This is a genomic window from Klebsiella sp. CN_Kp097 (assembly GCF_040064495.1).
GTDB classification, from domain to species: Bacteria; Pseudomonadota; Gammaproteobacteria; order Enterobacterales; family Enterobacteriaceae; genus Klebsiella; species Klebsiella aerogenes.
This window is the reverse complement of the sequence record NZ_JBEAIL010000034.1, coordinates 26,771-46,043: the sequence shown is the minus strand read 5'-3', so window position 1 is coordinate 46,043 and position 19,273 is coordinate 26,771. Positions and strand designations below refer to the sequence as shown.

Sequence of the window (19,273 nt, the reverse complement as noted above, 5' to 3'; positions counted from 1 at the left end):
GGTTTTTTATTTGATTGCCTTAATCACATCAACTCTGTGAAGCAATCAACTGTTTTTCCTTTCAGGAAAAGAGTGTTGTCCAAATGGCAACTCGTACTCCCTGGCGTTAGCCACTATGCTGTACGCCATTCTTATTGCGAGGGTCCTATGGCACGCTTTCTTATCTGCAGTTTCGCATTGGTACTGCTCTATCCATCCGGCATTGATATGTATCTGGTCGGCCTACCGCGCATCGCCCAGGATCTTGGCGCCAGCGAGGCGCAGCTGCATATCGCCTTTTCGGTCTATTTAGCCGGTATGGCTACCGCGATGCTTTTTGCCGGGCGCGCGGCGGATAAATCCGGGCGTAAACCGGTCGCGATTTTCGGCGCCATCACCTTCATACTGGCCTCGCTACTGTGCTCGCAGGCGCATAACAGCACGCATTTCCTGATCGGCCGCTTTATCCAGGGGATCGGCGCGGGAAGCTGCTACGTCGTCGCTTTTGCCGTTCTGCGCGATACGCTGGACGAGCGCCGCCGCGCCAAGGTACTGTCGCTGCTTAATGGCATTACCTGCATCATTCCCGTTCTCGCGCCGGTACTTGGCCATCTGATCATGTTGAAATATCCGTGGCAGAGCCTGTTCTACACCATGACAGGCATGGGGGTGATGGTAGGGTTATTGTCGGTGGTTATGCTGCGCGAGACGCGCCCGACAACGCATCCGCAGGCAGGCGCACAGCATAATGCCACTGCTGAATCGCTGCTAAACCGGTTTTTCCTTAGCCGCATAGTCATTACGACTCTTAGCGTCACCGCAATTCTGACCTACGTGAACGTCTCTCCGGTGCTGATGATGGAAGAGATGGGTTTCGACCGCGGAACTTATTCAATGGCGATGGCGCTGATGGCGATGGTCAGCATGGCCGTGTCGTTCTCCACGCCGTTCGCTCTGACGCTGTTTAAACCACGTACCCTGATGCTGACCTCGCAGACGTTGTTCCTTATCGCTGGCGTGGTATTGAGCCTCGCCGACAGCCAGCCCATCACCATGCTGGGATTAGGTATGATCTGCGCGGGTTTCTCGGTCGGCTTTGGCGTCGCGATGAGCCAGGCGTTGGGGCCTTTCACGCTGCGGGCGGGCGTCGCCAGCTCCGCCCTCGGCATCGCTCAGGTCTGTGGTTCTTCGCTGTGGATTTGGCTGGCGGCTATCATCGGGCTGAGCGCCATGAATATGCTGATCGGGATACTCATTGCCTGTAGCATAGTCAGTATTGTTCTGATACTGGTCGTCTCACCGGCGCGCGCGACGCAAGATAATGAAGAAATCCCTGTCGAGTCTCGATCTTAACTTACTGTTATGTCTGCAGCTTCTGACCCAGGAGCGCAGCGTCACCCGCACGGCGAAACGGATGAACGTTTCGCCGTCGGCGGTGAGTAAATCATTGGCCAAGTTACGCACCTGGTTTGACGATCCGCTGTTTGTTAAAACACCGCTAGGGCTGGCGCCAACGCCGTTAATGAGCAACATGGAGCAGGATCTTGCCGACTGGATGCAGATGGGCAATCAGATCCTCGATAAACCGCACCACACCATGCCAAGCGGCCTGAAGTTCGAGCTGGCGGCAGAATCACCGCTACTGATGATCCTGCTCAACACCCTCTCCCAGCAAATTTATCAACGTTATCCACAAGCGCTGATCCGTTTACGCAACTGGGATTACGACTCGCTGGATGCCATCATTCGTGGTGAGGTTGATATCGGTTTTTGCGGCAAGGAAACCCATCCGCGTTCGCGCGAACAGCTGAGCCTGCTGCCGTGGTATATCGATTTTGATGTCCTGTTTAGCGACCTGCCGCAGGTGTGGCTGCGCGCCGATCATCCGGCGCTCAATGAAGAGTGGAACCTGGCGGCTTTCCTGCGCTATCCGCACATCAATATCTGCTGGGAACAAAGCGATACCTGGGCGCTGGATGATGTGCTGCATGACCTGGGCCACAAACGGACCGTTGCCCTGACCCTACCCGGCTTTGAGCAGTCGCTGTTTATGGCGGCACAGCCGAATCACACCATGATAGCCACCGCGCCGCGCTATTGTCAGCACTATAATCAGCAGCATCATCTGCCGCTGGTATCGCGCCCGCTGCCGCTGGAGCCGCAGCTACTGGAAAAAATGCGCGTGCCGTTCACCCTGCTGTGGCATAAGCGTAATAGCTATAATCCAAAGATCGTATGGCTCAGAGAGACCCTTAAACAGCTCTATTCCAATACGCTGTAGGGAAATTGCCCATCATCCTCACGTTGTTGCGCAAGAAATTGTAAAAGTCAGACATTATCCCTTCTCAAGGAAGAATTTCCGCATTAAAACCTGCTCATTGTGAGCGATAATATCATTCACAATTTTTATCTCTGACCATTAATCACGGAGCGACGAATGGCAACGCATTTTGCAAGAGGGATACTCAACACCAGGGAGCCGCTATCGACGCGTTTGTCGGCGGCATGTCATCAATCCGCACGTAACCTACCCGAATACCGACAGAGCCGCTATCGCGCCTCGCGTTCGCTGCTCGCAGAACTGCTTTTCATGCTTTATGGTATCGGCGAGCTGCCGGAAATCATCAGCGAACCCAATGGACGGCCCGTATTTCGCGATCCCCACCTTCCCCGCTTTTCCATCTCTTATGCCGGGAATATCGTCGGCGTAGCGCTGACGACCGAAGGTGACTGCGGTCTCGATATGGAACTGCAGCATGCCTCGCGTGGCGTCCATCCGCTACATGCCGCCGATCGCTATGTCTTCAATAGCAATGAGAATTTATGGATTAACATCCAGCACGATCCGGATGAAGCCCGCGCCCAACTGGTGGCGCTGCGCCGCAGCGTGCTGAAGCTCACCGGTGAAGCCCCCGTGCGAGTACAACTGCTGCCGGGGTCTGGTCGCCTGCGTACCGCTGGCACCCAATCGATTGAAGCCATCTGTGATGCTGAAACGTTGCTGGTGTGGTCAATCGCCGTCACCCCGAATATCGGGCCGCTGAAGGTCTGGGAATATGATAGTAAAGAGGGCTGGCGCTGCCTGCCTGATGCGCAAACGCGCGCCAAAGAGACTGACGCGCGCCTGATGCGCTTTACCAGCTTACCGGTAGAAAAAGTATTCTCCCTCAACTGACCGGTTTAGCCGGCCATCATGATGCAAAGGAGCACTCATGTCTGATACGTTGAAAGTTGTTACGTTACTCGGAAGTCTACGCAAAGGTTCTTTTAATGCCATGGTTGCGCGCACGCTGCCGGGCATTGCGCCTGCGGGCATGGAAATCTCCGCGCTGCCGTCGATCGGCGATATCCCGCTGTACGATGCCGATATCCAACAGGAAGAGGGGTTCCCGCAGAGCGTGCAGGCGATCGCGAAACAAATCCGCGAAGCGGATGGCGTGGTGATCGTTACTCCGGAATATAACTACTCGGTACCCGGCGGTCTGAAGAACGCTATCGACTGGCTCTCGCGTCTGCCGGAACAGCCGCTGGCCGGTAAGCCGGTGCTGATCCAGACCAGCTCCATGGGCGCCATCGGCGGGGCCCGCTGCCAGTATCATCTACGCCAGATTCTGGTCTTCCTCGATGCGATGGTCATGAACAAGCCGGAATTTATGGGCGGTGTGATTCAGAACAAAGTCGATCCGCAGGCGGGTGAAGTGGTCGATCAGAGCACACTGGACCATCTGCGCGGCCAGTTGACCGCCTTTGGCGATTATATTCAGCGGGTTAAAGCATAAAAAAAAGCCCGGCAGCGATGCCGGGCCATTTCATCATGCGTGCGGATCAATGCGCATCGATAAAGACAATTTTCAGCACGAACAGCAGCGAAACGATGATCACGCACGGGCTGAGTTCACGCAGACGGCCGGTACCAATCTTCATCACGCAGTAGGAAATAAAGCCCAGGGCGATACCTTCGGTGATCGAGAAGCTGAACGGCATCATCACCGCGGTGATAAACGCCGGTACCGCTTCCGTCAGGTCATCCCACTTCACGCGCGCCAGGCTTGAGGTCATCAGCACGCCAACGTAAATCAGCGCCCCAGCGGCGGCATAGGCCGGAACCATCCCCGCCAGCGGCGACAGGAAGATGACCAGCAGGAACAGGATACCTACGACAACGGCGGTCAGGCCAGTACGCCCGCCAACCGAAACGCCGGAGGAGGATTCGATATAGGCCGTAACCGAAGAGGTGCCAATAAAGGAGCCGGCAACAGACGACACGCTATCGACGAACAACGCCTGCTTCATGCGTGGGAATTTACCCTGCGCATCTGCCAGCCCGGCTTTATCGGTGACGCCAATCAGGGTGCCGGAGGAGTCGAACAGGTTAACCAGCATGAACGAGAAGATCACGCCCGCCAGGCCAAGGTTCAGCGAACCGGCCAGATCGACCTGACCCACAACCGAGGTCACGCTCGGCGGCGCGGAGACGATGCCGGTATAGTGCACATCGCCGAGCATCCAGCCCAACAGGGTGGTGACGACGATGGAGACCAGCACGGCGGCATGAATATTACGCGATGCCAGGATAGCGATAATAAAGAATCCGAGCACGCCCAGCAGCACGCTGTGGGAAGTCAGGTTGCCGATGCTGACCAACGTGTCCTGGTTCGCCACGATAACGCCGGCGTTCTTCAGGCCCATCATGCCGATAAACAGCCCGATACCGCTGGTGATACCCACGCGCAGGCTCACCGGGATATTGGCAATCATCCAGTAGCGTACGCGGAAGAGGGTCAGCAGCAGCAGGCCAACGGCGCCCCAGAAAATCGCGCCCATACCCACCTGCCACGGCAGGCCCATCGCCTGAACTACCACGAAGGCAAAGAAGGCATTCAGACCCATCGCTGGCGCCAGCGCCACCGGCAGATTCGCGAACAGACCCATCAGAATGCTGCCGAAGGCAGCGATCAGACAGGTGGTCACAAAGACAGCGCTGGTATCCATACCCGCCACGCCAAGAATTTGTGGGTTCACGAAGACGATGTAGACCATCGTCAGGAACGTGGTGAAACCGGCGATCGCTTCAGTGCGCACCGTGGTGCCGTGCTCGCGCAGTTTAAATACGCGCTCCAGCAGACCCTGGCCAGAAGACTGGCTGGTTGGTTGTTGACTCATTATCGGTTTCCGAACGTAAAGGAGGGAAAATTCGAGGCTATCCTATACCAAATTACGGCACCAGGCGCGGTTGTATGGTAATTTTTTTCATTTATTTTGCTTATACGGCAACGATTGCGTCGCGGCATTGAGCATTACGAAAACGTTAAACTTGTTAAACTGGAAAGAGTATGACCCAACCACAAGCAGTATTTTTCGATTGTGACGGCACGCTGGTCGATAGCGAGGTGATTTGCTCACGCGCCTATGTTCACATGTTTCAGGAATTCGGTATTACGCTGGATTTAGCCGAAATTTTTAAGCGCTTCAAGGGCGTTAAGCTGTACGAGATTATCGACACCATCAACGCTGAATATGGCGTTAACCTGCAGAAAGAGACTCTGGAGCCGGTGTATCGCGCCGAAGTCGCCCGTCTGTTCGATAGCGAGCTGGAGGTCATCCCCGGCGCCGCTGCGCTGCTGGACGCGGTGAAGATCCCCATGTGCGTGGTGTCGAATGGCCCGGTCAGTAAAATGCAGCATTCGCTCGGTAGAACGCAGATGCTGCACCACTTCCCAGACCGGCTGTACAGCGGTTACGACATTCAGCGCTGGAAACCCGACCCGGCGCTGATGTTCCATGCGGCAGAGGCCATGCAGGTACAAGTCGAAAACTGTATTCTGGTCGATGATTCCAGCGCGGGAGCCCAATCAGGGATCGCCGCGGGTATGGAAGTCTTTTACTTCTGCGCCGACCCGCACAACCAACCGATCGATCATCCGAAAGTAACGACCTTTACCGATTTAGCTGAGCTGCCGGCATTGTGGAGAGCGCGTGGCTGGGATATTACTCGTTAAGACCCGACGTCGCTACGCTCGGTCGGGCTACGGTTGGTCACAACGGTAGCCCCGCTGGCCAGCGGCTTTTTAGTGCTGCAATTCCGCCGCAGCCGCTTTATCAGCAATAATCACCAACGAAGGGTGCAACTTGAGTACAGAGGCCGGCACCAGTTCGCTGACCGGGCCTTCCACCACCTGCTTTAGCGCTTGCGCCTTTGCCGCGCCGCTGACAATCAGCAGCAGGTTTTTTGCCGCCATCACGCTTTTCGGCCCCATGGTGACATAGCTATCCGGCACCACATTGAAATCGCCCCCCATTTCGCCGTTCGCGACAATGCCAATCAGCTCCCCCTGAATCGGTACTTCGACCGTCTCATCATGAAAACGTGTAGTGTTCGGCAGGTTGCCGCAAAAATGGCCGTCGGCACCCAGCCCCAGCACGACCAGGTCAAGACCGCCGGCCTCTTCGAGGCGGCGATCGTGTTGAGCCGCGTTCTCCAGTGTCAATTTATGGATGTTCTCTTCTTTGATTTGCGCTGGAGTAAAAAACAGCTGGCGCAGGTTGGAAATCGTCACCCCTTCACGCTGCTGGCCGCGAAAAGGAATCTCATCAAAGTTGTAATAGTGAACCCGATCATAGAATGATTTCCCTTTGATGGCGGCGGTCAAATGCTCATACATGCGCTTTGGCGTACTCCCCGCCGTCACCGCCAGATTCATCCGTCGCGGCACCGTGATATAGCCTAAAAGATGATGGCTGGCGACCAGGCTCATCTCTTCATAATCTTCCGTCACAATCAATTTCATCTCATCTTCCTTTACTGGTTGAGACAGGGGGCGCCATGCCCCTGACGGTTATTTAAAGAGCTTTTGCACAAACTCGGCATAGGCCGGACGCCAGACGTCCATTTCATGATTCAGGCCAGGATAAGAGTGGTAATCAAATTTGATCTTCTGCTTTTCCAGTTCGCTTTTCAGGCCGGCAATATCTTTGCCAGTGACGGAGTCTTTTTCGCCAACCACCAGCGTAAAGTTACGCAGTTGCTTATTGATAGCGTCAGGGTTATTCAACTGCGCCTCCACGCCAGCATCGGGAACCGTGGTTGTCGTAACCCCGCTAAAGGTGGCAAGCCACCCGAAGCTCTCAAGATGGTTCATCCCGGACACCAGCGCCTGGTAACCGCCCTGCGACAGCCCTGCCAGCGCCCGGCCGTCGGCATCTTTACGCACGTTAAATCGGGAATCGATCAGCGGAATGATGTCGTGCATCAATTCGTTGTCTGCGGCTTTCGCATTGAGTGGATAGAAATTTTTACGCCGCTCCTGCGGCGGGAAGTTTTCCGCGATCGCTTGTGGAATATCGGTTTCGGTATCCGGCACCACCACCAGCATCGGCTTGATTTTGCCCTCCGCCAGCAGGTTATCCATCATTTGCGGAATGCGTCCCTGATCGATGGCCGACAGGCCGCTATCGCCAAAACCGTGGTAGAAATAGAGCACCGGCAACGGTTCGCCGCTGCCGTTATAGCCCGGCGGCGTCCAGACGTAGACGCGGCGTTCTGACTTAAGCGCCGTCGAATGGTAGGTGACGGTACGCAGATCGCCGTGCGGGACTGCCCGATCGTCAAGAATGCTGCCGGGCACCAGGATCAGGCTGGTATTCACCTGGCGCTGCGGCTTCTGATAACGGCTGCCGGTATCGACAGAACGAAAACCGTCCACGTCGAAGTAGTACTCATAAAGATTGGCGGCCAGGCGATCGCTCTTCCACGTCCATATGCCCTGGGTATCTTTGGTCATGTCATGAGAGACAAAGGTATCCGGCGTCGACCCCGTGACGACGGAAACGCGCCTGGCATCGGGGGCAAATAACCGGAAAGTCACACTGTTATCCGTATTCACCTGAGTAATATATTGGCTGACAGGAATGGCGGCATCAGGCGTCGTCGGCAGCGGCGCGGCGTGCGCCGTAAATGTGGCGCCAGCCAGCGCCAGGGTGAAGTAGATTGCATGTCGTTTCATCTTGATTCCTTTTACGTTTTTATGAGCAGGCGCTTGCGGCCTTACCACCAAATTTCGGCCTGCGCGCCGAGTGCGAATTGGTCGTTCTTGCCATCTTCAAAAACCGCGGTGGTATTGTTAGCGGCCTTATCCAGGTCGATATCTTCGGCTTTAATATAAGTCGCATAAAAACGGATTTCCGGGCGCGAGGTCAGCATACTGGTATTAACTTTGAAGGTATGGAATAAGGTGGTCTTATAACCGGATTCGTTATATTTCTTGCCCGTCACATCTTTGTTCTGCTGTTTGAAGTAGCCCAACTCAACGCCGGTCTGATTATATTTATTCCAGATATATGCCGGGCGAACCACGGCGCGAATAGATTCAAAATCTGAATGGGCGCCGGTTTCGTAGCTATAGACGTCATTACCAAATGAGTAGACGATTGCATTCGCCATAATGACATCATCACGCAAATAGGTTTCCCCCTGCGAGGTTAAGCGCACGGCGGTGCCGTTGGTATGATCGCCATAATAGCGCCCATTATTGGTGGTATACGGGCTCGAACCGGCATAGCGCGAGAAGCTGCTGGCGATGGAGTTATTCGCCAGTAATAATGAGAACTCGTTAAAGCCGCCGTTATCAAATTTCTGCGTTAACGAAGTTCCCACCATCCAGGTATCTTTCCATTGGTAGTAACCTTCATTCCCCTCTTTATATTTCTCTGATGAGCTTTGATTGGCGGCGACATAGCGCCCGCTGACCATCAGCGAGGCTTTGTCCCACAGCGGAATATCTTTGTAACGCACATCCAGGGTATTGGTATTAATTTGCTGCTTATTAGTCAAAGAGCGGTCGTAATCATCAATATCTTCGCGCACCAGCGCGATATCAAATTTACCGGCGCCCACTTTCCAGTTTTCAAGCCCTACGCCAGCTGCCGCATCGGTTCTTTGTGTTTTCCAGTCCAGCATCTGGATCTCGATTTTCGGCGCACCGTGCTTACCGACCCAAAAATCCGCTTCCTGGGCAAACGGCAAAAAGCCTTTGGTGTTGACGTACATATCCGAGAACTGAAGGTAGTTTTCGCCGCCGGCGTTGTCGCCAAACCAGCCGGCAGAATATTGCTGACCCACGTTGCCATCGAGCATCACGATGGCGTCCACACGTTTGTCGCCTTCCTGAAAAACGCGCTGTTTAAGCTGTAAATCAAACCAGCCGGAATACTCGTTACCCAAACGGCCAAGCGAGCCGATGGCCCACGATTTTGGCGAGCCGTGCGAGGCAGTTCCCCAGCCAGAACGGTAATAGCCGTTATAGCTAAAGCCAATTTCATCTTTCACGAATTTGCTAAAATCTTTCAGCGTCATGGCGCTATAGGCTGGCTCACCGCCCTGCGCCGGCTGTTCATTTTTGACCAGTACCGCGTCTGGCTTAACGGCCGCTTGGGTCGCCGTAGGCGCTTTCGCACTCTGGCTCTTCTGGCTATTTACCGGTTGCGACCAGGCGGCCCAAACCTGGTTTCTTTTTTTCTCCTGATCCTGATATTTCTTGAGTTCTTTTTGCGTGTCCTGAAGCGCTTTTTCCAGAAGCGCCAATCGTTGTTCAACCGTAAGCTGTCCGGCAATAAGATTTGTTGAATAAGAAAGCGGCGCCAGCAAAACCATCGCTGAAGCGATCATATTTCTTCTAATCATAATAATCCCTTATATAAGCATTGGCGTAAATGAAACACGTAATGAATAAATAGCGTTATGTTTTTAATAAACTGTATTAATACCATTCCACGTAACTGCAGCTTTTATTTTCATGCCGAATAAGTGGCAAAAAAAAAACCTGAAGGAGACCATCTGCATTAACAGATAATCCTCTTCAGGTTTTGCCCGCTCATTGCGGTAGCAACCCTTATCAGCAAACCATTCAGCGTCTAAAACAAAAAACCTGACATCGCCGCCTGGGGCAATATCAGGTTTTGCCTGCTGTCGCAGTAACAATCCATTTTAACCATCTGAGCTTCAGCGCTCAGTCAGTGAGAAGGATTGTTACGCGAGAAAATTTAAAACTCAAATAGCCAGAGTATTAATTGTGACGATAATCGCAGCAATATTTCAGAGATGCGCAAAATCATAGTCGATTCTGATAATTTCCTTTACCAGAATCGGCCACCATGATTTTTACTCTTTCGGATCTTTACCCGCGAGCAGTTTATCCAGTTCGTCGCCGCCTACGTGACGGAAATCCTGGCCTTTAACGAAGTAGAAAATATATTCGCAGATATTCTGGCAGCGATCGCCGATACGCTCGATGGAGCGCGCGCAGAATAATGCGGTCAGGACGCTCGGAATAGTACGTGAATCTTCCATCATATAGGTCATCAGTTGACGCACGATGCCTTCATATTCCTGATCGACTTTCTTGTCTTCGCGATAGATACGTACCGCTTCATCAAGATCCATACGCGCAAAGGCATCCAGCACATCATGCAGCATCTGTACGGTATGGCGGCCTAGCGACTCCAGGCTCACCAGCAGCGGTTGGTGCTGCTGGGAAAACTTCTCCAGCGCGGTACGGCAGATTTTATCCGCCACGTCGCCAATACGTTCCAGCTCGGCGATAGTCTTGATGATCGCCATCACCAGTCGCAGGTCGCTGGCGGTCGGCTGACGTTTAGCGATGATGCGCACGCAGGCCTCGTCGATCGCCACTTCCATCATATTGACCTGCTTGTCGCCATCGATTACGCGCTTCGCCAGATCGCTGTCCTGATTGTGCATCGCGGTGATCGCATCAGAAAGCTGTTGCTCCACCAGCCCACCCATGGTCATTACCTGGGTGCGAATGTACTCCAGTTCGGCGTTGAACTGGCCGGAAATATGTTTATTAAGATTTAAGTTATCCATGATGTCTCCTGATTGCCCATCGGGTTAGCACCTGAAAGCAGAAGGGCAATCAACCGTAGCGGCCAGTAATATAATCTTCAGTTTGCTTCTTAGCGGGCTTGGTAAACAGATCGTCCGTGTTGCTGAATTCAATCAGCTCGCCGAGATACATAAATGCCGTATGGTCGGAACAACGCGCAGCCTGCTGCATGTTGTGGGTAACGATAACGACGGTGTAATCCTGCTTCAGCTCGGTGATAAGTTCCTCGATGCGCCCGGTGGAGATCGGGTCCAGCGCTGAGCAAGGTTCATCGAGCAGCAGCACTTCCGGGCGAATCGCGATACCGCGGGCGATACACAGACGCTGCTGCTGACCACCGGAGAGAGAATACCCGCTCTGGTGCAGTTTATCTTTGGTTTCATTCCATAATGCGGCTTTGGTCAACGCCCACTGTACGCGCTCGTCCATATCGGCGCGCGACAGCTTCTCGAACAGACGCACGCCGAAGGCGATGTTGTCGTAGATAGACATCGGGAACGGAGTCGGCTTCTGGAATACCATCCCTACTTTCGCGCGCAGCAGCGCGATATCCTGGGTATTGGTGAGAATATTGTCGCCATCCAGCAGAATTTCGCCTTCTGCACGCTGCTCCGGGTACAGCTCAAACATCTTGTTGAACGTACGCAGCAGAGTGGATTTACCGCAGCCTGACGGGCCGATAAACGCCGTCACCTGGTTCTTAGCGATATCCAGGTTGATGTTCTTCAGGGCATGGAATTTGCCGTAGTAGAAGTTCAGGTCACGAACTGAAATTTTACCCGGATTCGCGTTCACCATACTCATCTCAATCTCTTCCTCATTCGGCGCCGCTTAGGCCGCGCCGCAAAAATTAACCGTGTTTCTTCTTCGCGAAGACAACGCGCGCCAGAATATTCAGCAGCAAGACGCACAGGGTGATAATCAATACCCCGGCCCATGCCAGTTGCTGCCATTCCGCGAACGGACTCATGGCAAATTTAAAAATGGTCACCGGCAGGTTGGCGATCGGCTGCATCATATCGGTGCTCCAGAACTGGTTGGAGAGCGCGGTGAACAGCAGCGGCGCCGTCTCCCCGGCGATACGGGCAATGGCCAGCAGGATACCGGTCATAATGCCGGATACCGACGCCTTAAGGGTGATCGCGGAAATCATCTTCCATTTCGGCGTCCCCAGCGCATAGGCTGCTTCACGCAGGCTATCCGGCACCAGCTTCAGCATGTTTTCAGTGGTACGAATCACGATTGGCACCTGCAGCAGCGCCAGCGCGATAACGCCCGCCCAGCCGGAGAAGTGCTGCATCTGCGCCACCACGATGGTGTAGACGAACAGCCCCACGACGATAGATGGCGCGGAAAGCAGAATATCGTTAATAAAGCGGATGATTTCCGCCAGTACCGACTTTCTGCCGTACTCCGCCAGATAGATACCGGCCATGATGCCAAGCGGCGTACCAAAAACGGTCGCCCACAGGATCAGCAGGCCGCTGCCCGCCAGGGCGTTCGCCAGACCGCCGCCCGCGGTATTCGGCGGCGGCGTCATTTCGGTAAACAGCGCCAGACTCATGCCGTCGATGCCACGCGTAATGGTCGACATCAGGATCCAGATAAGCCAGAAGAGGCCAAACGCCATGGTCGCCATCGACAGGGTCAGGGCGATGCGGTTCTTCAGGCGGCGCTTAGCCTGCATCTTGCGACGGGATTCCGCCAGCGCGGCGGTGGTTTGCAATTCGATCGTTGCCATTAGCGTGCCCCCTCGTTCTTAGCGAGACGCATAATCATGAACTTCGACGCGGCCAGAACGATAAAGGTGATAACGAACAGGATCAGACCCAGTTCCATCAGCGCCGCTACGTGCAGGCCGCTTTCCGCTTCCGCGAATTCATTGGCCAGCGCCGAGGTAATACTGTTGCCCGGCATATACAGTGAAGCGCTGTCGAGCTGATAGGTGTTACCGATAATAAAGGTGACGGCCATGGTTTCACCCAGCGCGCGGCCCAGGCCGAGCATGACGCCGCCAATCACCCCGTTTTTGGTGAACGGCAGCACGATGCGCCAAATTACCTCCCACGTGGTGCAGCCGATCCCATATGCGGACTCTTTCATCATCACCGGCGTCTGCTCGAAGACGTCACGCATTACGGCGGCGATATAAGGAATGATCATGATGGCCAGAATGACGCCGGCCGCCAGGATGCCGATACCGAACGCCGGGCCGGCAAACAGCGCGCCGACAAACGGGATCGTCGAAAGGACGTTGCCGACTGGTTCCTGGAAGTAAGTCGCAAACAGCGGGGCGAAAATAAACAGGCCCCACATGCCGTATACGATACTCGGGATCGCCGCCAGCAGCTCAATAGCAATACCCAGCGGGCGTTTTAGCCAGGCTGGGGAGAGTTCAGTCAGGAACAGCGCGATGCCGAAGCTCACCGGAACGGCGATCAACAACGCGATAATTGAGGTAACCAGGGTCCCGTAAATTGGTACCAGCGCACCGAAGATCTCATTCGGCGCATCCCACTCTTTGGTCCACAAAAAGGAAAAGCCAAATTTCTGAATACTTGGCCATGAAGAGATGATGAGGGAAACGATGATGCCACCCAGCATCAATAGCACAATCAGCGCAGCCAGTTTCACCAGCGCGCTGAAGATCATGTCACCCTTTTTCCCCGGAGGGTTGAATGCCGGCTTGGTTGCAGCCATAGGTTACTCTTTAAGTTCGGGCCCAAAAAGCCAGCATTTTACTGAGCTTACGGGCAAAGGTAATGCTATACCCGAAATAATTCGAGCTGCAGGAAGCTAGCCGGCAGCTCGACATTCCGCGGGTATTAGTACAGCGCTTTACCGCTGCTGTCTTTCACGTTGGTTTTCCATGCGGCGCGAACCTGCTCAACCACGCTGTCCGGCAGGCTGGCGTAATCCAGCGCATTCGCTTCTTTGCCGCCGTTTTTATATGCCCAGTCGAAGAACTTCAGCACTTCCGCGGTATTCTCCGGCTTATTGGAGGCCTTGTGGACGAGGATGAAAGTGGTTGAGGTGATCGGCCATGCATTTTCACCTTTCTGGTTAGTCAGGTCCTGAGCGAAGGACTTGCTCCAGTCGATACCTTTCGCCGCATTAGCGAAGTTATCTTCCGTCGGGCTGACCGGTTTGCCGTCAGCGGACAGCAGTTTGGTGTAGGCCAGGTTATTCTGCTTAGCGTAAGCATACTCGACGTAGCCGATAGCGCCCGGCAGACGCTGAACGAAGGCTGCGATCCCGTCGTTGCCTTTACCGCCCAGGCCGGTTGGCCAGTTTACGGTAGAGCCTGAGCCAATTTTAGATTTCCACTCTTCGTTCACTTTCGCCAGATAGCTGGTGAAGACGAAGGAAGTACCGGAACCATCCGCGCGGCGAACCACGGCGATGTTCTGAGCCGGCAGCTTCAGGCCAGGGTTGAGTTTAGCGATCGCTTCGTCATCCCATTTTTTGATTTTGCCCAGATAGATGTCGCCGAGGGTTTTACCATCGAGCACCAGCTCGCCGGATTTAACGCCCGGCAGGTTAACCGCCAGCACCACGCCGCCGATAACGGTCGGGAACTGGAACAGGCCTTCCTGCGCCAGTTTGTCATCAGCCAGAGGAGCATCAGAAGCACCGAAATCCACGGTGTTGGCAATAATCTGTTTAACGCCGCCAGAGGAACCGATACCCTGGTAGTTAACTTTATTGCCCGTTTCTTTCTGATAGGTATCAGCCCATTTGGCATACACCGGAGCAGGGAAAGTTGCACCTGCGCCAGTCAGGCTTGCTGCTGCGAAAGCAGAGAAAGCGCTCATCGATAAGGTCGCGGCGACAACTGTTGCGACGGTGGTACGCATAACGTTCATAATGTCTCCTGCTGGGATTCGTAAACCGTTGTTTCGAAGCTATGGTGAGCAAAATAGGACAAACAGGTGACAGTAAAATGTACGAATTATGACAGTTTTATGACATACCAGGGCAATGTAAGACAAGCCAAAATAAAATAAATTATATCAATGGATTACGATTTTATCTTTTGGTCATATGACAGGAAGATTTGGCTTTTATTACATGATTATGGATAGCGTAAAATCATCTGGCAACGTTGAGATGTTGGGCAACCATAGCAAGCCTGATCGTACGGCGATAAAGCGTAAACAGTGTAAAAGCCGTTCCATTCATCAATCTACGGCCTAACCAGAGTACGGCTATCTCACACATAAAAAGAATGACCTTATTGGCAGCAATAGCTTCATCTGCGATGACGGCAAGCGCCAGGACTAGACAAAAAATAAACAAATTGGCGAGATATAGGTACATAAAAATACGTAATCCAACAGCATGACCTCGACCTACTAACCCTGCAGCTAAGCTGGTTATAACAATAACCCCTAATAGCAGCGGAAAGTAGAAAGCCAGAAAACGGGGCGGAGTAAGTTGGAGACTCTGCAATATAAAAGCCGCATTAACTGAAAAAATAACAATTAATATCAAATAAATACAAGCAGGAACTAGCGGAGAAGGTGATAAGCGTTGCCCATGAGACAAACTCATCATATCTGTTGTTGTATGCTGCGCGATCTCATCTCTATCTCTTCGCTTGATAAGTTGATCGATTTCCACACCATGCTTGAGAAGCGCTAAGAAATTATTACCACATAAGTTTTTCATTTTAGAAGCGCCACTGAGTAAATTTCATTGGTTTTTATAAGCAATGGCGGTAACGCTATCCGCAAACACACAATCAACCGTTGATAGCTGATAAAAAAATCCGGCATCCCTTTGCAGAAATACCGGATTATAGCGTCACTCACAAGAGTGTCGGTCCGTACAGCCTGATTACTCTACGGTCACCGATTTCGCCAGGTTACGCGGCTGGTCAACGTCGGTGCCTTTGATCAGCGCAACGTGATAAGCCAGCAGCTGCAGCGGCACGGTGTAGAAGATCGGCGCAATCATCTCTTCGACATGCGGCATCTCGATGATGTGCATGTTGTCGCTGCCGCTGAAACCGGCGTCTCCATCGGCGAAGACGTACAGTTCACCGCCGCGGGCGCGAACTTCTTCAATATTGGATTTCAGTTTTTCCAACAGTTCGTTGTTCGGCGCCACAACGATGACCGGCATTTCGGCATCAATCAGCGCCAGCGGGCCGTGTTTCAGCTCGCCCGCCGCATAAGCTTCAGCATGAATGTAGGAGATCTCTTTCAGCTTCAGCGCCCCTTCCAGCGCGATCGGGTACTGATCGCCGCGGCCAAGGAACAGCGCGTGATGCTTATCGGAGAAACGCTCCGCCAGCTGTTCGATGCGCTTATCCTGCGACAGCATCTGCTCGATACGGTTCGGCAGCGCCTGCAGGCCATGCACGATATCCTGCTCGATAGCCGCATCCTGGCCCTTGAGACGCGCCAGCTTCGCCACCAGCATCAACAGCACGGTCAGCTGAGTGGTAAAGGCTTTGGTCGATGCCACGCCGATTTCGGTACCGGCTTTGGTCATCAACGCCAGGTCAGACTCGCGCACCAGCGAAGAGCCCGGAACGTTGCAGATGGCCAACGAACCCAGATAGCCGAGCTCTTTAGAGAGGCGCAGCGCCGCCAGGGTATCCGCCGTCTCACCGGACTGGGAGAGGGTGATCATCAGGCTGTTGCGGCGCACCGCGGATTTGCGGTAGCGGAATTCCGAAGCAATCTCGACATCGCACGGCACGCCGGCTAACGCTTCGAACCAGTAACGGGAGACCATCCCGGAGTTATACGAGGTTCCGCAGGCAACAATCTGGATATGCTCAACCTGCGACAGCAGCGCGTTGGCATTCGGCCCCAGTTCGCTGAGATCGACCTCGCCATGGCTGATGCGCCCGGTCAGGGTGTTCTTAATCGCGTTCGGCTGCTCGTAAATCTCTTTCTGCATATAGTGGCGATAAATCCCCTTATCACCGGCGTCATACTGCAGATTAGATTCGATCTCCTGGCGATTCACTTCCGCGCCGGATTTATCGAAAATCACCACCGTACGACGGGTAACTTCGGCAATATCGCCCTCTTCGAGGAAGATAAAGCGGCGGGTCACCGGCAGCAGCGCCAGCTGGTCAGAAGCGATAAAGTTTTCGCCCATGCCCAGGCCAATGACCAGCGGGCTGCCTGAGCGTGCCGCCAGCAGCGTCCCCGGATCGCGGGTATCCATGATCACCGTACCATAGGCGCCGCGCAGCTGCGGGATTGCGCGCAGTACGGCTTCACGCAAGGTGCCGCCCTGTTCCAGCTCCCAGTGCACCAGGTGCGCGATAACTTCGGTATCGGTCTCAGAGACAAAGACATAGCCGCGAGACTGCAGCAGGGCGCGCAGCGGCTCATGGTTCTCGATGATCCCGTTATGGACCACAGCAATATGTTCAGAAACATGCGGATGCGCATTGCTCTCAGACGGCTCGCCGTGCGTCGCCCAGCGGGTATGGGCAATCCCGGTACCGCCGTGTAACGGTTGCTCTTCTACCGCCTGAGCCAGCATCTGAACTTTACCGAGACGACGAACGCGGGTCATATGACCTTCGTTATCGACCACTGCCAGACCGGCAGAGTCATAGCCACGGTATTCCAGACGACGTAAACCTTCGAGAAGGATTTCAGCAATATCACGCTGCGCGACTGCGCCAACAATTCCACACATAGTTAAATTTCCTGATAATGGCGATATGCCATGCGTTGTCGCTGACCTGTATTTGCCCTTTACGGGCGCCCCGAGCCTTGTAGAGAGTGGGGTTATTTTTATGGTACTGCCTGCGGACGGGGACCTATATTGATCCTCTCATCCTGGTTTGCCGGGCGATCTCTCACCCGGCGACAATCTAATCACTACTTTTTCTTCACCGGTCGCTGCCAGCCCTGTTTGTGGACCTGCGGCACGCGACTTAGCACCAGTTCGTTGTCAGCTATATTACGCGTGACGGTGGTGCCCGCGGCAATTGTCACGCCATTACCGACGCTGACCGGCGCGACCAGTTGCGTATCAGAACCGACAAACACATCATCGCCGATGATCGTTTTATGCTTATTTGCTCCATCATAGTTACAGGTGATAGTACCCGCGCCGATATTAACGTTGTCGCCAATTTCAGCATCACCGAGGTAGGAGAGATGACCTGCCTTCGAACCTTTGCCCAGACGCGCTTTCTTCATTTCGACAAAGTTGCCGACGTGAGCGCCTTCCAGCAGCTCAGCCCCCGGACGCAGACGCGCAAACGGGCCGATGGTGCAGGCGGCCTGCAGCTGCGCATCTTCAACCACGCTATACGGGCTGATTTCGCAGTCATCACCGATGACGCTGTCTTTGATGACGCAGCCGGCGCCGATCTTCACGCGATCGCCCAGCACGACATGACCTTGCAGAATAACGTTAGTATCAATTTCGACATCGCGCCCGTGTTTCAGCACGCCGCGCAGATCGAAACGCGCCGGATCGCGCAGCATCACGCCCGCCAACAGCAGTTTTTCCGCCTGCTCTGACTGATACACTCTTTCCAGACGCGCAAGTTGCAGGCGATTGTTCACCCCTTCAACTTCGCTCAGGCGCTGAGGATGCACCGCAACGATCTCATGACCTTCCTGATGGGCCATCGCGATAATATCGGTGATGTAGTATTCGCCCTGGGCGTTATTGTTGGTGAGCTTCGCCAGCCAGCGTTTCAGGTCCGCGCCGTTAGCAACCAGAATCCCGGTATTGATTTCCTGAATCTGGCGCTGAGCTTCGCTGGCGTCTTTATGCTCAACGATACCTGTCACCTGGCCATTTTCACGCGTGATACGTCCATAACCGGTTGGATCATCCAGCTTCACCGTCAACAGGCCAATACCGCCCTGCGGTTTTGCGGCGCGCAGGCGCTGTAGGGTTTCAACCGAAATCAGCGGCACATCGCCATAGAGCATCAAGATATCTTCATCATCATTGAAGAACGGCGCCGCCTGCTGCATCGCATGGCCGGTACCGAGCTGCTCTGCTTGCAGCACCCAGTTGAGGTTATCTTCATGCAACGTTTGACGCAGCAGATCGCCGCCGTGGCCGTACACCAGGTGTACCGCGGCAGCGCCTAAATCTTTAGCCGCATCAATGACGTGTTGCACCATTGGCTTCCCGGCCAGAGTATGCAGCACCTTAGGAAGATCGGAATACATGCGGGTCCCTTTGCCTGCGGCAAGGATAACCACGCTCATCGCACTGTTTGACATACGCATCCTGACAGCTGTTAGAACGAAAAGTAAAAGCCTTTCACGTTGAAATTGCTACATATTTTTCATCATGAAACGAGACGCGGAGAAAACGTCCAGGCTCAATGCTATACACCATTTTAGGGCGCTATTTTTAACCATCGTAAAACAGTTTAACGCTGAAAAACG

Annotated in this window: 17 protein-coding genes; 5 read left to right on the top strand and 12 right to left on the bottom strand. The window is 54.0% G+C overall.

Annotated elements, in window-relative coordinates; genetic code table 11:
- Nucleotides 1–147 precede the first annotated feature (147 nt).
- From ABLV07_RS24495 to ABLV07_RS24480, 4 genes are all read left to right on the top strand, one after another.
- Entirely contained in the window at nt 148–1,332 is a 1,185-nt protein-coding gene (locus tag ABLV07_RS24495) for an MFS transporter (RefSeq protein WP_230250272.1), read from the top strand.
- On the top strand, nt 1,301–2,260 hold the full coding sequence (gene yidZ, locus ABLV07_RS24490) for an HTH-type transcriptional regulator YidZ (RefSeq protein ID WP_042894102.1): 960 nt from the start codon (nt 1,301–1,303) through the stop codon (nt 2,258–2,260). The genes ABLV07_RS24495 and yidZ overlap by 32 nt, the downstream gene beginning before the upstream one ends.
- A gap of 309 nt (nt 2,261–2,569) precedes the next feature.
- Complete coding sequence (locus tag ABLV07_RS24485; protein WP_162378695.1) at nt 2,570–3,154, top strand: hypothetical protein; 585 nt, start codon at nt 2,570–2,572, stop codon at nt 3,152–3,154.
- 37 nt (nt 3,155–3,191) lie between these two features.
- A complete protein-coding gene (locus tag ABLV07_RS24480; protein WP_015369022.1) occupies nt 3,192–3,758 on the top strand; it encodes an NADPH-dependent FMN reductase in 567 nt (188 codons plus the stop codon).
- 46 nt (nt 3,759–3,804) lie between these two features.
- Here the strand turns inward: ABLV07_RS24480 and ABLV07_RS24475 are convergent, their stop codons facing one another.
- Nucleotides 3,805–5,142, bottom strand: a complete 1,338-nt coding sequence (locus tag ABLV07_RS24475) for an NCS2 family permease (RefSeq protein ID WP_015369021.1) — start codon at nt 5,140–5,142, stop codon at nt 3,805–3,807.
- A 170-nt stretch (nt 5,143–5,312) separates the two neighbouring features.
- Here ABLV07_RS24475 and yieH point away from each other — a divergent pair, with 170 nt between their 5' ends.
- The gene (yieH, locus tag ABLV07_RS24470; RefSeq protein ID WP_032713001.1) at nt 5,313–5,978 is read left to right on the top strand and encodes a 6-phosphogluconate phosphatase; all 666 of its coding nucleotides are present in this window, start codon (nt 5,313–5,315) and stop codon (nt 5,976–5,978) included.
- A 69-nt stretch (nt 5,979–6,047) separates the two neighbouring features.
- On the opposite strand, the gene ABLV07_RS24465 is transcribed toward yieH, so the two are convergent.
- From ABLV07_RS24465 to glmU, 11 genes are all read right to left on the bottom strand, one after another.
- The gene (locus tag ABLV07_RS24465; protein ID WP_048231459.1) at nt 6,048–6,767 is read right to left on the bottom strand and encodes a glucosamine-6-phosphate deaminase; all 720 of its coding nucleotides are present in this window, start codon (nt 6,765–6,767) and stop codon (nt 6,048–6,050) included.
- Nucleotides 6,768–6,815: 48 nt separating this feature from the next.
- On the bottom strand, nt 6,816–7,982 hold the full coding sequence (locus tag ABLV07_RS24460; protein WP_230250271.1) for an alpha/beta hydrolase-fold protein: 1,167 nt from the start codon (nt 7,980–7,982) through the stop codon (nt 6,816–6,818).
- Between the two features lie 41 nt (nt 7,983–8,023).
- Nucleotides 8,024–9,658 (bottom strand): carbohydrate porin, encoded by a 1,635-nt coding sequence (locus ABLV07_RS24455; protein WP_045362088.1) that lies wholly within the window; start codon nt 9,656–9,658, stop codon nt 8,024–8,026.
- Between the two features lie 477 nt (nt 9,659–10,135).
- Entirely contained in the window at nt 10,136–10,861 is a 726-nt protein-coding gene (phoU, locus tag ABLV07_RS24450) for a phosphate signaling complex protein PhoU (protein WP_004145007.1), read from the bottom strand.
- A 49-nt stretch (nt 10,862–10,910) separates the two neighbouring features.
- The gene (pstB, locus tag ABLV07_RS24445; RefSeq protein ID WP_015369015.1) at nt 10,911–11,684 is read right to left on the bottom strand and encodes a phosphate ABC transporter ATP-binding protein PstB; all 774 of its coding nucleotides are present in this window, start codon (nt 11,682–11,684) and stop codon (nt 10,911–10,913) included.
- A 46-nt stretch (nt 11,685–11,730) separates the two neighbouring features.
- Nucleotides 11,731–12,621, bottom strand: coding sequence for a phosphate ABC transporter permease PstA (pstA, locus tag ABLV07_RS24440; protein WP_015369014.1), 891 nt, complete (start codon nt 12,619–12,621; stop codon nt 11,731–11,733).
- Nucleotides 12,621–13,580, bottom strand: a complete 960-nt coding sequence (gene pstC, locus ABLV07_RS24435) for a phosphate ABC transporter permease PstC (RefSeq protein WP_015703914.1) — start codon at nt 13,578–13,580, stop codon at nt 12,621–12,623. The genes pstA and pstC overlap by 1 nt, the downstream gene beginning before the upstream one ends.
- Before the next feature lie 125 nt (nt 13,581–13,705).
- The gene (pstS, locus tag ABLV07_RS24430; RefSeq protein ID WP_032712997.1) at nt 13,706–14,746 is read right to left on the bottom strand and encodes a phosphate ABC transporter substrate-binding protein PstS; all 1,041 of its coding nucleotides are present in this window, start codon (nt 14,744–14,746) and stop codon (nt 13,706–13,708) included.
- Nucleotides 14,747–14,972: 226 nt separating this feature from the next.
- Complete coding sequence (locus ABLV07_RS24425) at nt 14,973–15,551, bottom strand: hypothetical protein (protein WP_032712996.1); 579 nt, start codon at nt 15,549–15,551, stop codon at nt 14,973–14,975.
- A 168-nt stretch (nt 15,552–15,719) separates the two neighbouring features.
- The gene (gene glmS / locus ABLV07_RS24420; RefSeq protein WP_032712995.1) at nt 15,720–17,549 is read right to left on the bottom strand and encodes a glutamine--fructose-6-phosphate transaminase (isomerizing); all 1,830 of its coding nucleotides are present in this window, start codon (nt 17,547–17,549) and stop codon (nt 15,720–15,722) included.
- A 185-nt stretch (nt 17,550–17,734) separates the two neighbouring features.
- Nucleotides 17,735–19,105 carry a bifunctional UDP-N-acetylglucosamine diphosphorylase/glucosamine-1-phosphate N-acetyltransferase GlmU gene (gene glmU / locus ABLV07_RS24415; protein ID WP_015369010.1) on the bottom strand — a complete coding sequence of 457 codons (1,371 nt, stop codon included), beginning with the start codon at nt 19,103–19,105 and terminating at the stop codon, nt 17,735–17,737.
- Nucleotides 19,106–19,273 lie beyond the last annotated feature (168 nt).

Excerpts from the sequence above, each read along its gene's own strand:
- ABLV07_RS24495 (WP_230250272.1), top strand. The coding sequence starts at position 148 with ATGGCACGCTTTCTTATCTGCAGTTTCGCATTGGTACTGCTCTATCCA.
- yidZ (WP_042894102.1), top strand. The coding sequence starts at position 1,301 with ATGAAGAAATCCCTGTCGAGTCTCGATCTTAACTTACTGTTATGTCTG.
- pstC (WP_015703914.1), bottom strand. The coding sequence starts at position 13,580 with ATGGCTGCAACCAAGCCGGCATTCAACCCTCCGGGGAAAAAGGGTGAC.
- yieH (WP_032713001.1), top strand. The coding sequence starts at position 5,313 with ATGACCCAACCACAAGCAGTATTTTTCGATTGTGACGGCACGCTGGTC.
- phoU (WP_004145007.1), bottom strand. The coding sequence starts at position 10,861 with ATGGATAACTTAAATCTTAATAAACATATTTCCGGCCAGTTCAACGCC.
- ABLV07_RS24465 (WP_048231459.1), bottom strand. The coding sequence starts at position 6,767 with ATGAAATTGATTGTGACGGAAGATTATGAAGAGATGAGCCTGGTCGCC.
- ABLV07_RS24425 (WP_032712996.1), bottom strand. The coding sequence starts at position 15,551 with ATGAAAAACTTATGTGGTAATAATTTCTTAGCGCTTCTCAAGCATGGT.
- glmS (WP_032712995.1), bottom strand. The coding sequence starts at position 17,549 with ATGTGTGGAATTGTTGGCGCAGTCGCGCAGCGTGATATTGCTGAAATC.
- pstB (WP_015369015.1), bottom strand. The coding sequence starts at position 11,684 with ATGAGTATGGTGAACGCGAATCCGGGTAAAATTTCAGTTCGTGACCTG.
- ABLV07_RS24460 (WP_230250271.1), bottom strand. The coding sequence starts at position 7,982 with ATGAAACGACATGCAATCTACTTCACCCTGGCGCTGGCTGGCGCCACA.
- pstA (WP_015369014.1), bottom strand. The coding sequence starts at position 12,621 with ATGGCAACGATCGAATTGCAAACCACCGCCGCGCTGGCGGAATCCCGT.
- ABLV07_RS24475 (WP_015369021.1), bottom strand. The coding sequence starts at position 5,142 with ATGAGTCAACAACCAACCAGCCAGTCTTCTGGCCAGGGTCTGCTGGAG.
- ABLV07_RS24455 (WP_045362088.1), bottom strand. The coding sequence starts at position 9,658 with ATGATTAGAAGAAATATGATCGCTTCAGCGATGGTTTTGCTGGCGCCG.
- ABLV07_RS24480 (WP_015369022.1), top strand. The coding sequence starts at position 3,192 with ATGTCTGATACGTTGAAAGTTGTTACGTTACTCGGAAGTCTACGCAAA.
- glmU (WP_015369010.1), bottom strand. The coding sequence starts at position 19,105 with ATGTCAAACAGTGCGATGAGCGTGGTTATCCTTGCCGCAGGCAAAGGG.
- ABLV07_RS24485 (WP_162378695.1), top strand. The coding sequence starts at position 2,570 with ATGCTTTATGGTATCGGCGAGCTGCCGGAAATCATCAGCGAACCCAAT.
- pstS (WP_032712997.1), bottom strand. The coding sequence starts at position 14,746 with ATGAACGTTATGCGTACCACCGTCGCAACAGTTGTCGCCGCGACCTTA.